11 protein-coding genes are annotated in these 16,618 nt (G+C 51.6%); all 11 read right to left on the bottom strand.

Annotated elements, in window-relative coordinates; all coding sequences use genetic code 11:
- Nucleotides 1-16: 16 nt before the first annotated feature.
- The 11 genes from ACTHPM_RS07480 to ACTHPM_RS07530 all read right to left on the bottom strand — a co-directional run bounded on the left by ACTHPM_RS07480 (nt 17) and on the right by ACTHPM_RS07530 (nt 16,477).
- Entirely contained in the window at nt 17-1,582 is a 1,566-nt protein-coding gene (locus tag ACTHPM_RS07480; protein WP_440394562.1) for a glycoside hydrolase family 43 protein, read from the bottom strand.
- A 17-nt stretch (nt 1,583-1,599) separates the two neighbouring features.
- A complete protein-coding gene (locus ACTHPM_RS07485) occupies nt 1,600-3,348 on the bottom strand; it encodes a family 43 glycosylhydrolase (protein WP_440394563.1) in 1,749 nt (582 codons plus the stop codon).
- A gap of 373 nt (nt 3,349-3,721) precedes the next feature.
- Complete coding sequence (locus tag ACTHPM_RS07490) at nt 3,722-4,669, bottom strand: carbohydrate ABC transporter permease (RefSeq protein ID WP_440394564.1); 948 nt, start codon at nt 4,667-4,669, stop codon at nt 3,722-3,724.
- 16 nt (nt 4,670-4,685) lie between these two features.
- Nucleotides 4,686-5,594, bottom strand: a complete 909-nt coding sequence (locus ACTHPM_RS07495; RefSeq protein WP_440394565.1) for a carbohydrate ABC transporter permease — start codon at nt 5,592-5,594, stop codon at nt 4,686-4,688.
- Entirely contained in the window at nt 5,591-8,143 is a 2,553-nt protein-coding gene (locus ACTHPM_RS07500) for a DUF5696 domain-containing protein (RefSeq protein ID WP_440394566.1), read from the bottom strand. The genes ACTHPM_RS07495 and ACTHPM_RS07500 overlap by 4 nt, the downstream gene beginning before the upstream one ends.
- A gap of 17 nt (nt 8,144-8,160) precedes the next feature.
- Nucleotides 8,161-8,787, bottom strand: a complete 627-nt coding sequence (locus ACTHPM_RS07505) for a Yip1 family protein (protein WP_440394567.1) — start codon at nt 8,785-8,787, stop codon at nt 8,161-8,163.
- Nucleotides 8,777-10,246: a hypothetical protein gene (locus ACTHPM_RS07510; RefSeq protein ID WP_440394568.1), complete on the bottom strand. Its 1,470-nt coding sequence runs from the start codon at nt 10,244-10,246 to the stop codon at nt 8,777-8,779. Before ACTHPM_RS07510 ends, ACTHPM_RS07505 begins: the two co-directional genes overlap by 11 nt.
- Nucleotides 10,247-10,262: 16 nt before the next feature.
- On the bottom strand, nt 10,263-11,126 hold the full coding sequence (locus ACTHPM_RS07515; RefSeq protein WP_440394569.1) for a carbohydrate ABC transporter permease: 864 nt from the start codon (nt 11,124-11,126) through the stop codon (nt 10,263-10,265).
- 13 nt (nt 11,127-11,139) lie between these two features.
- Nucleotides 11,140-12,099 (bottom strand): carbohydrate ABC transporter permease, encoded by a 960-nt coding sequence (locus ACTHPM_RS07520; RefSeq protein ID WP_440394570.1) that lies wholly within the window; start codon nt 12,097-12,099, stop codon nt 11,140-11,142.
- 18 nt (nt 12,100-12,117) lie between these two features.
- A complete protein-coding gene (locus ACTHPM_RS07525) occupies nt 12,118-14,994 on the bottom strand; it encodes an extracellular solute-binding protein (protein WP_440394571.1) in 2,877 nt (958 codons plus the stop codon).
- Between the two features lie 94 nt (nt 14,995-15,088).
- Nucleotides 15,089-16,477, bottom strand: coding sequence for an ABC transporter substrate-binding protein (locus ACTHPM_RS07530; protein WP_440394572.1), 1,389 nt, complete (start codon nt 16,475-16,477; stop codon nt 15,089-15,091).
- Nucleotides 16,478-16,618: the final 141 nt, after the last annotated feature.

The following is a 16,618-nucleotide window of genomic DNA, read 5'->3' on the forward strand; positions in this document are numbered from 1 at the left end:
GCCGTTAGCCGTGTGTTCACCCTGCAAAACAGGGTTCCTTGGGGCCCGTACCCTGCACCTGATATTGAAAACGAGAAAAGTCTGCCGCCCCTCCGGCCTCCCGGGTGGAAAACAGAAACAGACCGATACGGCAGCCCATAAAATGGTCCAGCTTGTATATCATTTTGTGCGCAGTCCCGAGCTGCTTCCATTCCGCCCCATCCTGGTAATAAAACATGCACTCGTCTGCATTATTCACAAAATGGCCGGTCGCCTTGAGGGTGACGATATCTCCTGAAACGGGAATTCTGGCAAGTTCGGTCCCTGGCTTCCCGTCGACCAATTTACTGAAGATGGAGCCGTCTTCGGCCTCTCTGGCCAGCATAACCAGATAGGACCGGCCGGCTTCCTTGGTCAGGGCGATTAAGCCGTACGTGCCGATCAGAAAGCACAGACCCGCATAATCGCCATCGTTAAGTCCGCTGCCGTCCAGCGTAACCGTCGCCTCGCAGGCCGGTCCCATGGCGCGCTGCGTCAGCGTGTTGACCGCAAACGTCAAATTGGGACTGATCTTCCCGGAAGTGATCCGGTAGACTCCCGGTTTGTCCGTTACGGACCATAACGCATCGTCAGGCGTATGATTCCACTGCCAAAAGTCCTTCAGGCGTACTTTACCGTCTTCGCCCGGCGTGTAGTCAAAGTTATCACTTCCAATCAGAGGCTTGTAGGCATAACCCGGTCTCGTGCTTGGCAGTTCGATCATAGGGGGTGCTGCTTTGGCGAATACCGGAAAACCGTTCTCAAAGCGCAGCGGAACGAGCACTGGAATCCGGCCGACAGCTCCATGATCCTGAAACAGTACTGCCACCCATTCCCCGTCCGGCGTGTCCACGATGCCGCCCTGCGCTACGCCTGAATTGATATACCCCATATCGTCATTAAAGACTTCTCCGCCCGTAAACTCGCCCTCCAGGGAATCCGCCGCAAAGCAGGCCTGCGTTCGGCGCCCGGCAGCCTTTGAAATATGGATAAAGAAAGCATAATACCTGCCGTCGATCTTATAAAAGTGGGCGCCCTCGTAACCGAGATGGTACGGCTCCCGTTCTTTGACGATGATGCGGTTCAGCCCGCCGGGCTTTGGACCGGAAAGATCCTCCTTCAATTCAAGCAGGTGTATTTCGGTATTGCCGTATATCAAATACGCCCGGCCGTCATCGTCAAACAGCAGGGAGCAGTCATGATAGAAGCCCTCGATGTATTGTTTCGTCCATGGACCGGCTACGGTGTCCGCCGTGTACAGGTAAGTCCGGCGGGTATCGTTCGCCGCGAAGATGACATAGAATTTTCCTTTGTGGTAACGAAACGAGGGGGCCCACATGCCCTGTGCATAAATATGTTGGCGGTCTTCGAGCCGCTGTGCGGGCGTATTATCCAGTATGTCGTACACATGTGTTGCTACTTCCCATTGAATCAGGTCGTATGATCGCAAAATGACACAGCCTGGCATCATGTGCATGGTGGTGCTGACCATATAGTAGGTATCCTCTACCCGGATCACGTCAAGATCCGGGTAATCGGCCCATATAATCGGATTTGGATACATCTCATCTCTGCTCCTTCCTAGTCGGGTTTTACAATCACTTCGATTGACACCTCAGCCAAAGCCGGGTTCAAATCCCTCTCTTCCGTCAAATCAAGCACCGGATATCCGTCTATGTCAAAATGAACGCGGCGGATCCCCGAGCATCTGGGCTCCTCTACGCCAGGTCGGGCATGGTACACATTCCAAGTGACGCCATCGTCATCGGTAATATAAGAATTGTGTCCCGGACCGTATTCGCCGGGAACGCTTCTCGACGTGAGCAGCGGGTAATTGCCATTCGTCCAGCTGCCTGAATCCAGCAGGTCCGCATTCGCGTCTGCGGTCAGCAGACCTACGCAATAAGTTGCGTCTACCGCCGCGCTCGAGAAGGTAAGAAAAATTCTGCCGCCGCGGATCAAGGCAAACGGCCCTTCATCGACAAACCCATGGTTATTGGCCCATCCAAAGTCGGGCTGGGTTAAGAGCACCGGGTCGCTTGTCAGCCTCCACGGCTCTTTCGGATCTAATTTCGCGATATAAATCCAGGCGCCAAAATCTGCGGGCACGAACTTTCGCTCCGACCAGGCCGCGTAACATTCCCCGTTCACCTGGATGACCGTCATGTCGAGCGAGATGACCTTGCCCGCCTCGCATAATTCGGCTCCGTCTTTCTTGACGACGCGTCGGGGCATTGACCAGTCAGCGGCGCAAGCGGGGTCCCCTCCCTCGCGCAGCTTCATCACATGACTCTCTTCGTAGAAGAATTCTCCTGTTGTTGCCGCATGAAAGATGTACAGCTCGCCATCAATAATATGAAACTCGGGTGCCCATAACAGCCCTTTAATATGGGCATAGGTTTGCGTGTCCAGAATTAAGGACTCGCTGGCCTGAACAAGGCCGGGTATCGTGTCCGCTTCCCTGATATACAAGGTTTGATTGCGGTCGGCATCGTTGGTCGCAATGAAATAATATTTGCCGTTCCATTTGGCAATGCAAGGATCAGCCCGGTTCACCGCAATCGGAAAAGCATAATGCTCCTGACGAATCGTTCCCTTCACCCGGTAGTTTCCGGCCTGATCCCAGCGAACCGTATCCGTATCCCAGTCCACGGCTTTGGTTGCCGTGGTTCCGTCGCTGTATATCGCGGTTGCTTGAAGCGCTTTCAACTCCTCGTCCGATGTCGCCTGGATGGCATCCGGAAGTTCAATGGCGACATTCTCAGGAACCGTAAGCCTGCATACCAGACGGTGCGCCGTTTCCTTCGGAACACGGATTATGTTTCGAGGCTGAATGCCTTCAATGTCTGCCGATACGGTCTTAAGAGCAAACGCCTCCGCAATTTCCGGAGTTCCGGCGCCAGTCAAATCAAACAGCTCCTGAATTTTGTTTCGGTAGCTGCGGCCGTTCCCATCGCTCCAGTAGATAATGTACGCTTGGCTTGATTCATTGTACTCGCATGCGACGTCGTGGACATCACGCTCGCTCTTCAAATCGATCAATCCGATTTCTTGATATTGCAGCAAATCGTCCGAAGTAAAAAATAGGACCGCCCCCCGGCTCTCTTCATCCTGCTGCCCATCCGCTTCCGTTCGTACGGCAACAACGCCGAATCTGCCGTCGGCCATGGGGAAGAGATACGGATTTTTCAAGCTTTTGGCTTGGAGCATCCCATCTTCATGTTGTGTAGCCTTGGCAAACAGGACACCCGAATTATGATTCAACGCTTGAAAATGCTTGCCGTCTTCGCTATAGGCAAGGTGCATGCTTGTGCGCCAGCCTGGAAGCATAGATAATGTCCTCCTGCGGGGTGCGTGTGTAGCATAGCACGTCGATATATTCGCTTTGTATGATCATGGCATGGACCTACCTTTATAGATAATTTGGATTTCGGGTAACGATACGGAAGCTCGCCATGTTCTGATAGTTTATGGACTGATGGTTCTATGGACTGAAATGACCTGTATGTTGAAATTATAAAGGAGGGCATCTCACCAATGAATGATCTATGCTGATAGAAATTTGATTTATTCCAAGATGCGGCTCGCGACGAAATCGGATTGACCATGTTCGAAACGTGGCAGGCACAGCCATACAGAAACGCCTTTCAGGCACCAGCCCGTTGCAGGTTAGTTCCGAAAGGCGCCTTTAATGTACTGAGCGTTACCCTACGATGCCGGTACGTTCGATGCTTTCCACAAAGTAACGCTGCACGAACAAATAGATAATGATCAGCGGCAGAATCGCCAGCAGTATGCCGGTATCCTGGACCATGCTCATATAGAACGGATCCTTGTTGGTCGCCACCCCGCCTTCGAGCATGATGGAGAGATTGTGCGGCAGCGACGCCAGCTGCGTAGACATCACCTTGCTGGAGGTCAAATACGTTGTCGTGAAGAAGCTGTCGTTCCACTGCCATACGAACGAAAACAACAGCACGGTTACGATGGCCGGAACGGCATTGGGCAGCATGATGCGCAGAAACGTTTTACTCACACCCGCTCCATCGATATAAGCCGCTTCCTCTACCTCTTTGGGTATTCCCCGGAAGAACTGCCTGAAAATAAAAATGTACAGCCCCGCCTTCAGCGAGTTTGCGGTGACCGAGGTCAGAATGAACGGCCAATAGGAATCCAGCAGGTTCACCGATTTACCGGTCAGGAGCGGAATCAGCCCCATCAGGCTGAAATCCTTTAAATTCATGTAGATCGGTATCAGTATGGTCGTTGGCGGCACCAATATAGTCAGGATGACACCTCCAAAGAGCACATTGCTGCCTTTGAATTTAAGCCGTGCAAAGGCGTAGCCTGCAAAAGCGCAGGACACGGCCGTGAGGATCGTGGTCACTGCTGATAACGTAAACGTATTGAACAGCGTAGGCCAATAATCCATGATGGAGATGGCTTTTTTGAAATTGTCCAGCGAATAGTGCTCCGGTATAAAAACGACGATGGGTGAATACAGATCGCTTTTGTCCTTGATGGCCGTCGAGATTTTTTGAAGAATCGGATACAGAATCACAAACGACAGTCCTGCCATCAGGACCAGCCGCACGATGGTCCATAACCAGCGCTTCCATGTTTCGAGCGACGACAAACGGGCGATGATCAACGCTCTCACGCTCCTTCTACTCTTGATAGAAAATCCTCTTGGAAATGATCCATGTAATAATCAGCAAAATCACCATGATCGCCAGGAAATAGATCCAGGCCATTGCAGAACTCAAGCCAAAATTAAAATTTGTGAAACCCGTCTCCTTGATCAGCGTCGTCATTTCGCTCCGGGAGAAAGAGTCAATGATCGTATAAATCACGTTGACCAGAATGAGCGGGCTGACCATGGGAAGCGTGATTTTCCAGAACGCTTCGTAACCTGTCGCTCCTTCGATTTTGGAAGCCTCGTACAGCTGAGGGGATACCGATTGGATCCCCGCCAGAAAGATCAAAATCTGCACGCCCGACTGGCTGACAATCTGGTAGATGCGGTCCACAGCGCTGGTCAGATACGTCACGATATTTTCACTGACGCCGGAATTCATCATGATACGCGTCAGCTCGCTGGTTCCAAGGCCGCTCACGGCACCGCCTGCATTCTGCTCATTAATGGCTTGAACCAGACTGGTCGTTTCTAAATTGGCGATAACACCGGAGGCCAGGATGACGGGAAGGAAAAAGATCGATCTGGCAAGAGCTCTGCCAACAAATCTCTGATTCAGCAGCACCGCCAGAAAAAGGCTGAAGATCACGATGAGCGGTACGTTGATGACCATGTTTACGATCGAAGTCGTCAGCGAACGGTTAAAGCTTGTATTGACCGTAAGAGCTTCCACATAATTGGAAATGCCGATAAAGCTGATTTTCATACCGCTCGCGTTGGCCTCAATGGAGCTGAGGCTGTACCTCAAGGACGAGATCAGGGGTATCAGAAAAAACAGGAGGAAGCCCAGCAGCCAGGGCAGAATATAGATAAAGCCCCAGAGTGCCTTCTGTTCCGCGTACGTACGCCGCTTCATGTTGAATTTTAGTATAGACTTCAAGAATGCTCACCACCTGTCAAATAGCTCTCAGCTTTCACCGTCTGGCCGCCCACCGTCACATCCGAGCGGTTATAATTCACAATGACGTAGACGCCATTTCCGTACACGGTTTTGAACACGCCCTCGCCAAGCTTTTCATGTCCTGAGATCGGCTCGTTTTGGACATTCTTCAGCACGCTGTTCACCTCGCGGTACATGTCGGCGGCCTGATCGATCCACTGCTCGTAGTAGACGGCATACAAGTCGTTATATTCCGTTTCCTTCACTTTGTCATTCGGCTCGTGGATCCATTCGAAGTACACGCCTGATCCATACTCGAGACATTTCAGGATGTACTGCCGTTCGTCCGTATAATTAGACAGGTTGAACGGGCTTCCCGTGTAATCGACATATCCCCGGACGACCATTTGATAAAACGGGATCGACTCATCTTCTATCTTAAATTGACTGCCGGACATCGGCGCATTCGTAATATCAGACAAAAACGGAAGTGCGTAAGCGTTGCCTCCATCCGCCATGACCTTCAGGTTCTCTTTCGGGAAGCTCCCCAGCGCTTGGACGGACAGTTTCTCGGATTCGGCACGATCCAGCTGATGATGTTTGCGGTAATCACTGTTGAGCTGATCAGCGAGATCCCGGAGAGAAATACCGCCCGTCTGGTATCCTTGCAAGCCCTTCAGCAGCGATTCGGTATAGGATACGGCAAGCCGAGGGGATACAACGTAAGATGGCGGCTTATTCCGGTCCCTCCGGTTGATTGCCTGATCCAGCGGGTATAGCGCTGCAGGTATCCCCCTCAATGTTCTCGCAGCATTGGCGTTCTCATTGAATCTCTTGCCCGTCTTCGCGGTCAGGATTGCAGCATCAGGATAGAAAGATACCCCTTGCTCCTGCGCAAATGATATGAGGCCCCGCAATCCTTGGCTGCCGCCGACCGCCTTGTCGACCGAAATGCCGTCCGGAACCTCATGATTCATTCCGCCATTGAACCAGCCTGAATATTTTAATTTAATGTTAGAAATGTTCAGGTTCTTCATTTGGCTGATGATGTCCTTCGATTGCTCGAACGTCGTCAGAGGCTCAATCGTCCGGTAAGGGATGCCTGCGATATGCTTCTCTTTGGCGATGCCGCCAACCAGCTGCAGATAGAACGGGGTATCCGTCGATCGTGCGTCCGGATTATGCTGGGTAAGCCCGCCACGCTGCTCCAGATAATGCTGGTAGTAGCGGGCCAGCCCTTGGTAAGTTGCCTCCTTTTTGTCCAGGAATGCATACCTGACCGTAAAATCCGTTTTCATCGCTTGTTCCTGGAACCTTGGCAGCGTGCGTTCTTGCCCATTCGCCTGCAGCGTCACATCTCCTTTGTTTATGACATTGAAGCTGGGATATACGTAGTTATAACTGTTCAGTTTGCCGCTGATATCGGCATGGATGGCTGCAGCCGGTGCGCCTTCCTCGATAATGCCGAGCATCGCGCCGTTTTCGCGGATGATCCCGAATACCGGCAATCGGACCGTTTGTTCGGTCTTCGCATCCTCCGTCGTCTTCATCGTCAAGTCTTCACCGTATACCGGTTGCTGATAGGCGGGATACTGCTTTTTCCCGTTGTTGAAATGAATGAGCGCGCCTGAGCCGTCAGGAACGAAGAGCGCCCCCTGCTCCTTGGAACTGCCGGCGCCAAAAAAGCTTAGGAACGAAATACTACCGATCGGGTACGCACTCGGATATTGAAGGCCGGATGCGGGAATTTTGGCGACCAGGCTGCTGCCATCCAGGGTATATTCGATCGACGCCAGAAAAATCCGCGCTTCCGGCTTCTCCTGCGTGAAGTGGAGCTCCTCCATGTCCTTTGCCAGGTCCTCTTCGGTATATCCGGCGTCATCGAATGCCTTGAAGGCACGATCAAGCTGAAGCCCGTTTAAAGCGCTGTCGTTACGCACATATACTTTTTTATCCGGATCTTCTTTATAGGCGATCTTCAAAGCCCGCTGACCTGTTTTGTCCAGCTTGCCGAGCATCGCTTCGACCCGCTCGCTGCTGAGCATCATCGGCAGATCGGCTGCCGATTTCACAGCCGTACCGAACTGGTACGTTACTCTGACCCCGTTTGATATCGGTTCGAACTTGATCTGCTTATGAGAGACACTATCCGTGAAGGTATTGATGGAATTCAACTGACCGAAATTGTTATAATAATCGATCTTGAGCTGGGACGACAGGTTGGCCTTGTTCACCCCGGAGGCGAGCGGGTCCGTGTCTTGTTCCGGCGGGTTGCTGTACCATATCTCGCCCGTTAGCTTATTGATGACGGCGATAGCGCCCGTCTTCTCATCCACGAACAACCGCAGCTGTTCATTTTCGGCTGCGCCTTTCATGCCTGCTGCCCGGGTGTCGGTAAAGGCAGCTTTCAAGGGCTGTCCTTTGGTAAATTCGACGGCCGCCGGGGCATCGTTCGCACCGGAACTCACCGCGTTTGAACCGGCACAGCCGGCCAGTGTGATCCCCGCGAGCAGCACCGGGAGCCACAGAACATTTCTGGCTTTATGCATGTTTTCTCCTCCTTTCGTTAGTATCGGAGCATGATTTCCTGATAGATCACATGCACGAACGAGATCATCTGCTGAATCAATCCGAAGAACAACAGGCAGATAAAAGCCATGAATCCCATCGCCACGACGGTCAGCAGGATCGTTCCGATCGTCTTCGACGGCGAATATTGGTGCACGGTCATGTTGCCGACGAACAACAGATACGCCGACCACAAGACGGCAGCACTGTTGCAGAAGTAATAAAATGCCGTCTCCTGCAGTGATATGACGTTGCTGAGCCAGATCCAAGGAAAGTTGATGATCATCATGGGAACGAGAGCAAAACAGGTCGAAGTAAAAATTTCGACGAACTTCCCTTCGCCGTCCATTAATGTCGTCAGCGACCAGTTGGCTACGCACCAAAACAAGACCGGGATAACCATGTACACGACTTCCATCAGGCTGTTCATATCATCCGGATTGGTCAGGTTGACCAGAAAGCCGCTGTACTGGTTGCTCAGGACATTCGTTAGGATCAGCAAAAATAAAATGATCAGCGAAGCAATCAAGGTATGACGCTTGTTTCGTTCGTATTTCAGATCCCAGTATGCGTTAAAGGGATGAACTATAAGATAAAGCGGGTATTTTACATGCTCACGATTCAATCGTCACACCTCCTTGTCTCTTCATTCGCTTGCGGAGCTTTTTGAAGAGCAGAAGTCCTGCGATCAGCACGATCAAGCCCGTCATCACAGAGGGAAAGTATTCTCTGAGCACCTGCTTGCGGTAAAGCAAGTAGGCCTTTGAATAATTGGCATGATCGTAGCTCTCCTTGAAATAATGCATTGCCCTCTTATAGTCCCCTTTCCGAAGAAGAGCCTTCCCTACGCCGGAGTAAGCAAATTCCAGGTTCGCATTCTTATTGATCACCTGCTGATAGAGATCAAACGCCTTCTCTTCATCACCGCTGTAGTAGCTCCGTACCGCTTCGTTCAGCAGGCGGCCGTACGAGGTGGTCTGAAATACCGTAATTTCTCCGAATGCCTTATCCAGCACAATAAAATCGTCACCGATCCGGTCAATCGCCGCAGGGCTGTTGAATTGGCCCATTTGATTGCCAAGGCCGCCGAATATATACAAAAGATGACCATCTCCGCTGTAAGTGAAGATCCTGCCCCGCTTGGAATCGAGGACGGAGTACATTTCACTGTCCGTGACGTCGATATCGATAAGCCTTGAAGGACCGATGTCACTTGAATACCGGGTATCCCCCACCAGGCTGAAATATCCCGTACGCCGCAGGATGTCGTTGCCTTGAGCGTTCAATTTTTTGATCGGGTTATTCGAGTAGTCACCGCTCGTTGCATAAATGAAGCCCTCGTCATCCATATCCAGGTTGGTGAATTCGGTAGGCGTAAACATCACCATCTGGCTCCGCTGCGCCTTCGTGGACATCCTTTTCCAGAACAGCTCCACCGGATCGACGGTCACCCGGTTGGCGCCGATGAACGAGGTAAACGCCCCGTCCGGATTGAATTCCATGAAACCGTCGAATACGCCGGTCGACATGACGTAGATCCGCTGGGCCTTGTCGACAACCACCCGTACCGGCTGGAAGTCAAAATTGGCCTGCAGCAGGTCCGACTTGGGCGCTTCAAGCACCCCTGCCATCCTCAAATCCGGATCCAGATGCACGACCCGTTTATTGCCCGTATCGGCGACAAACAGCTCTTTCCGATCGGTCACGAAGATCCCCTGCGGGTTATTGAACGTATCCTTCTTCCCCCCACGGTCAAAGGAGTCTATCACTTCAACCGGCTTCCACTGCTCATCGAGGACAACGATGCGGTTGTTGCCGGAATCGAGTACATAGATCTGCTTATCAGCCGTCACATGAATGTCGCTCGGGTTTTTAAAGGGCCCGACGCCAAGCTGCGCGCCGTTCAGCAATAACACAGGCTCATAGGCGGCAGGGGCCGGGGTGGTGTCATTCCAGAAGGAATAGTTGTAGGAGGCGCTGCCTTCCGCGTGAGCCGCATTTACGCCTATACTCGTCCCCAGCAGGCAGCAGAGGGCAGCCACCAGAAGGTACATTTTTACTACTTTCGGTATGCTCTTTCGCATCGTGCTAGTCTCCCCTCTATTCTTTCATTCCAGAGGTCGCCATCGTCTGAAGGACGTTGCTCTGCGAAATGATAAAGAGTGTAATCGGCACGACCATCAAAATAAGTGCGACGGCGGCACCCACCCCGGCACGGGCAATTCCTCCCGCGGTAATTTGGCCCAAGGCGTAATGCAGCGTCTTCAGGTTCTCACTGTATATGAAGTTTCCCCCGTCGGAACCCCAGAGCATCGGAAATTGCAAAATCATCAGCGTTAACCATGCAGGCTTCACATTGGGCATGACAATCGTCCAATAAATCCGGTATTCGTTCGCTCCGTCGATTTTGGCCGCTTCCATCAGGGCATCCGGAATTTGTTCCATGAACTGCTTCATCAGGAATAACCCTAACGGGAACGCAAGCGACGGAACGATAATCGATGCGTGCGTATTGATCCAGCCCAGCCAGGACATCACCATATAGTTGGGAATGGCGGTGACATGACCTGAGAACATCAGGGACATGACCACGATCGAGAACAGAATCCTGGACCCGGGAAAACGGTATTTCGCCAGCGGGTAAGCCGCGGCCGACGAGAGCAGAATATGCCCGACGGTTCCGACGATAGTAATCACGAGCGTGTTCACAATATACCGGGACAGCGGAACCCAGGAATTCCCCATCAAGGCCACCAGATCGTAAAAGTTGTCCATCGTCGGATTGTTCACGAAGAAACGCGGCGGAAACAGGAATAGTTCATTCAGCGGTTTAAAAGCATTATTAACGGCATAGATCAAGGGCAGCGCCATGAACGCGCCGAAAACGGCCAGAAAAGCGAACAGCGCGAAGCTGACAGTAAAAGAGCGGTTCAACCTGCGCGGCATGCGTAAGGAGCCCATCATTCTCGTAACCAAATCACTCCCCTACCTTTCTGAGCAATCGCTGCGTCACTTTGTTGGCACCGAGCATCATGGCGAACAGTACCGTTGCAATGGCGGACGCATAACCCATTTCGAAACGAATCGTGCCATAATCCATCAAATGAGTGACGATCGTATGCCCGGCGTAGTTAACGCTCGGAAATCCGGCGAGCGCCACTGAAATATCGGCTACCGCAAACGAGCTGGTAATCTGCATGACCGCCCCGAACATCAGCTGCGGTCTCATGGAAGGAAGCGTAATGAACCACAGCTCCTGCCAGCGGTTGCGTATGCCGTCGATTGCCCCGGCTTCGATCAGGGATTTGTCGATCGTCTGCAGTCCGGCAATGAATGCCAGAAAGCTCGTTCCCAAGCTGAGCCACAGCTGGACGACCATGATGATCGGCAATATATATTTCTCGTTCGTCAGCCATTGGATCGGCTCCAGCATAAAACCGTATTTGATTAAGAAACCGTTCAAATAGCCGTATCGGTCGCCTGAAAAAATAATGAGCCAAATCACAAAGACGTTGCCGGAAATCGACGGCGCATAGAAAACAAGCGTCATGACCGCACGGACCTTCGGGAATAGCTCATTGATAATCCATGCAAAAAGAAAGCAGGCCAGATAGCTGATCGGTCCGCAAATGACCGCGAACAGCAGCGTGTTTTTCAAAGCGATCATAAAGACGTCGTCATTCAGGAATAATCTGGAGTAATTCTGCCACCCGACAAACCGAGGGAATTCCAGCATATTAAAATAAAAAAAGCTGAGAACGATCGAAAAGACGACCGGAACCACGGTAAAGGCAAAAAAGATCAGCATGTATGGGCTCATTAAGATGTAATAATGCTTGTTTTTTTTCAGTTCTCTCCATGTGTCCACGATCCGCGATTGCTTTTTCGGCTGCGCGAGGTTCGAAACGGCGGCCTTGCTGGTTGTTTCCGCTTGCATCCAATGCCCCCCTCACTGTTAAGGTAAATTGAATTCATTTCGCTTGACCGCAATTTCGTCATTGATGTACAAGAGGTAATCCGACAAAGCCTCGCGTGGATTCTGGCTGGCATTCACCACTTTACGGAATGCGTTGTCCAGGTGCCTGCCGGTAAAATAACCTCCGGGAACCTGCGGAATTCCCTTAACCCATTTCCACTGATTCTCCAAACTGCGATAGTCCTTGACCGGCCAGGGCAGCTCTTCAAGTGCCTCAACGTTGGCAGTCGGATAACGAGCTGCTTCGCCCATAAGTCCTTCCATCTCGCGTCCGTACGCAATTTGGGTGTCCTTATCCGTCCACCATTTCATAAATTCCCATGCCGCCTCCTGATCCCGTGCACCCTTGAGCATCATTACGCCGGTTGTGTGACTGGCTACCTCATGATGGATCGTTCCGTTGTTCTCCGTGCCGGGCACCATGGTAAATTCCCATAAACCCTTGATTTCCGGTGCCAAGACAGTCAGCATGTTGTATGTCGTATAATCCGCAATGCCGATCGGCATTTCCCCTGTCCGGAACCGGTTCGGAAAGTCGGCCAGCAGCGGAAATTTATAGCTCGTATAGAACTGCGTCCATTTCTTGAAAGCATCCATGGAAATTTCCGAATCCAATGCGCTTTTTCGCCCGCCGTCGCGATAGAACTCTCCACCATTTTGATATAGCATCATGGAGAATGTCGGGTTCGGCACCAGGCTTGCGTTGGCAGCCTCGATCGGCAGATAAAACTCCATATTATGCTTCTGCAGAACCGAAATCATGTTATATATATCCTGCCATGTTTGAGGCGGCTCCAGGCCCAGCTCCTTCAGGATATCCTTGCGGTAAAAGAGCATCGGGAACGACTGCTGCTCCGGCAGTGCGTAGACGCCCCCGTCATATTCGTATGGAACCAATCCGCTGGCCCGGAAGCGGGATGCCACAGCGTTATAATCGGCAAACGTCGACAGGTCTGCGGCAGCCCCCCGCATGGCATAGTTTACGGGCACGTCTTCGCCGATCTGCATGGCCACGTCCGGCCCTTCCCCGGCGAGCGTCGCAGGGAGAAGAATGTTGGCGGGCACGAGCTTCAGATTGACCGAAATGTTCGATGCCGGAGTAAACGAGTCATCGATCAGATTTTTGAGTACCTGCGCCTGATCCCGCCCCGTTGTAATCCAGACCGTTGTTGATCGCTTCTGCTTGGCGGTATTGCCGATGCTGTCGTAATCCTCGGTATAAGAAGCGGTGAGCGAGCCTGCTTCATGCTTCACCACCTGCAGCAACGTAGCATCCGCTCTCGGGAGCTTATGATCCGGTGAGGAAACGACCAGATAATCCAGCGTCAGAGGCTGTTCACGAACGGTCAGAATCCAGGTCCCCAGGGCTCCGACATTGGTTTTGAATGCCTCCAGACGATTTGCAACCGTATCCGGCCGTTTGGCCATATCTTGGAGCTGCTTGACCATCGTGTGCAAAATGGCGACTTTATCGCTCTGTTCACCTGTCGCTTGTTCCAGATAATCGGCCACGCTTTGAATCGTGTCAGCCTGCTTATGGAATACCTCCACCATTTCCGGAATCCGCTTCTCCAATTGATAATCACGGTACGGGTCAGGCTTATTGGACGTAATCATCAGAATGTTGCGGTACATTTCGTTCAGCTGCAGTACGCTGGACTCGATCGTCTGTATTAGTGGGGCCAACTCGCCAAGGGTAACCGACATACGAAGCCGATGCTTGCCTTTCGTCAAGTGGAACAAATACGGTTCCTCTCCCTCCAATACATACATGCTCCAATCCCTGCTGAATTCAAAAGGAATCCGCTTCATTTCCTTAAATGGTACTTTCCCGTCAATTGCCAGGCTTCGCGTGGCGAAGACGCCGCGCAGCTGGTTTTGCTTCTCTTTTACAGCGATTTGATACAAGCCGTCCTCCGGCGCTTCGAATTCCCACTCGATCCACTGTCCCGGCAGCTTCCAGTTCAGCCCTCCGATCGTGTTGATCCGAATTTTGGACACATCGTATGGAATAACCGTCGGGCTCGACCGGTCTGAAAGCGGATACAGTGTTGGAGAAGATTTATACACCGCATCCTCTGCCTGAATCACAATGTATTGGTCTTTGACCGGCTGCAGCCCTTCGGCTGAATAATCGCTCTTCACTTCTGCATACGTCTTTAACGCATCTTCCTGGTACAGCTCGATATAATCGATGGCCATAGGCTCACGCAAAGCCGTCAGAGATATGCTTTGATGGCCTTTGTCAAAATAGAAAGCATAGGGTTCATCATAATAACCGTTTCGGTCGGTGACGGATTCGATCTGCCATGTCGGCTTCTCGATCTGGCTTGGTCGCAGATCGTTGCCTCTGTCATCGCGCCCGATCTTGTCATCCCGGTTGCCCCAAACCCGATCAAACGTTACCAGGTCGGCTCCTTTAAAGGGAAGCTGTTGATTAATCCTAACCTCTCGCTCAATCGCAGAGCTTTTTCCTTCGACGGGAAAATATCGGATTCTCATATTGTAGAGACCCGGGTCTTCAATAGGGACTGTCCAGGTGATGGACCCCGATTCCGGCGTGTGGACGGCGTTTTCTCCTGACGGGTGGACAACTTTGAATCCCGGTCCTTGAGATTCGGAAAAGCTCTCGCCTTCGATCCGAATGACCCGATCCGGACGCTTTGCAGCCGAATGGGATTGTAAATACACATCGTAGCCGCCGTCATCGTCACCTGATCCCGTAACGGCCGCAAAATCGGCCATCGCTTGAACGCTTCGGACATCGGAAGATCCCGAAGGGTAGAAGACCCAAACGGACGCGAATATGGCAAGGACGAGCAGGACAGCAATGTAGCTCTTCTTTCGGTTGATCACTCTTCTCCCTCCTGAAGCACAAAAGACTTGTCATTTCAATAACAGTCCCGATTAGAAAGGTTCTAATGGGGACTGTCGCTTGAACAAATGAGCATTATTTCGAACCGTAAACCTCATCAATGGCTGCCTGGAAAGGAGCCTTATATTTCTCCACGACAGTAGACACCGAGGTTCCGCCGACAATCTCACCGAGGAAATCATAGAACTTCAGATTCGGGAACGTGCCATGATCGAGGACAGCCAAATTTGTGGCGACCTCCTTCGCATTGTTTATGTCATTTTCGTCCGTGAACAGGGTTTCATAGGAGGCTTGGTCCGGATAGTCATACATCGAATCGATGTCATTGATTTTCTCCCAAATATACAGCAGCTTATCCGGGTCCTTTGCAGACTTAGGGATGAACAAAGATTGATAAAGGCCTTCGAAAGAATGGTACGTGCTTGCGCTCGGGCCTTTAGGGAACGGAACGAATCCGATATCCGCATCCGGCATATCTTTCTTGATGCCGCTAAGCTCATGAAGGGCTCCGGTATACATCAGCACATTCCCCTGACGGAAAAATTGCCCCGGCTCGGTCCAATCCCCGCCTTCCGTTGGTCTGGCCACTTTTTCGGTCGCGATCTTGGAGATAAAATTAAGCGCTTCGATCGTTTTGGGATCTTCCAGGTTTTGTTTGTTCTCCTTCGTCAAGCTCGTTTCGTTGGAAGCGAGCGCAAACTCAAGCGGTGACGGATTGGCCAGCCCCCAGGAATCCAACTTTCCGTCGTTATTCGTATCCTTATTGGCTTCTTTGGCCACTTGCAGGAACGTATCCCAGTTCCAGCTGTCTTCATTGACATAGTCTTGAAGAGACTTCAAGCCCAGCTTGCTCATGAGTGTCCGGTTGTAAAAAACGCCTTGAACCAGATTGGCCTGGTTTTCCGTGAATCCGTACCCCCTTCCGTTATACTGCATGAATTGGCCGGTCACGTTTTGGTTAAAGGCTACCGGATTCTTCGTGTACTCATCGACGGGTGCGAGCAGGTCCTGTTTTACCAGTGTTGGAATCGTATAGTTTTTGCCCAGTCTGACGATGTCGCCCAGCGGCTCGCCGGCCAGCAGAGAAGCGGTCACTTTTTGCTGGTATTCGCCGTAATCAATCGCGACGTATTCCATTTTGAAATTATGCTTCTTCTCCAGTTCCTCCAGATTTTTTTTGCGCTGGATGTTATCTGGGTTATCCTCCGGAATCGTCATATCCCACCACGATACGACCTTGATCGTTCGGCCGCCCATGTCGAAATCCATGTCAGGTGTTTTGAACGTTTGCTCCGTGTCTTTCCCTGTTCCCTTCTGCTCCGTATCGGTTGCTGCCGTTTCGTTGCTCGTCTTCGTCTCTGTCGTCGTTCCGGTACTTGGCCCGCTTTTGGAACCGCCGCCGCTGCAGGCCGAAAGCATAAGTGTCAGCGAACAGAGCAGCACCATCATGTGTCGAATACGCATTCCTCAAATCCCCCCGTTAAAATGATATGAATCCGAATTACACTCAAAGTGTAGCGCTTACATAGAAAGGGCAACAACCTGTGGTAAATTAGGTAATCTACCCGTCAAAATATAGATCGCTTGTAACCCCTTACATAGCTA

This window comes from Paenibacillus sp. SAFN-054, assembly GCF_051966755.1.
Classification (GTDB): Bacteria; Bacillota; Bacilli; order Paenibacillales; family Paenibacillaceae; genus Paenibacillus_AQ.

What these genes read in the sequence shown, in the direction of transcription:
- ACTHPM_RS07480 (WP_440394562.1), bottom strand. Translation starts at nt 1,582, where the DNA reads ATGTATCCAAATCCGATTATATGGGCCGATTACCCGGATCTTGACGTG.
- ACTHPM_RS07485 (WP_440394563.1), bottom strand. Translation starts at nt 3,348, where the DNA reads ATGCTTCCAGGCTGGCGCACAAGCATGCACCTTGCCTATAGCGAAGAC.
- ACTHPM_RS07500 (WP_440394566.1), bottom strand. Translation starts at nt 8,143, where the DNA reads ATGCATAAAGCCAGAAATGTTCTGTGGCTCCCGGTGCTGCTCGCGGGG.
- ACTHPM_RS07510 (WP_440394568.1), bottom strand. Translation starts at nt 10,246, where the DNA reads ATGCGAAAGAGCATACCGAAAGTAGTAAAAATGTACCTTCTGGTGGCT.
- ACTHPM_RS07515 (WP_440394569.1), bottom strand. Translation starts at nt 11,126, where the DNA reads ATGATGGGCTCCTTACGCATGCCGCGCAGGTTGAACCGCTCTTTTACT.
- ACTHPM_RS07520 (WP_440394570.1), bottom strand. Translation starts at nt 12,099, where the DNA reads ATGCAAGCGGAAACAACCAGCAAGGCCGCCGTTTCGAACCTCGCGCAG.
- ACTHPM_RS07530 (WP_440394572.1), bottom strand. Translation starts at nt 16,477, where the DNA reads ATGCGTATTCGACACATGATGGTGCTGCTCTGTTCGCTGACACTTATG.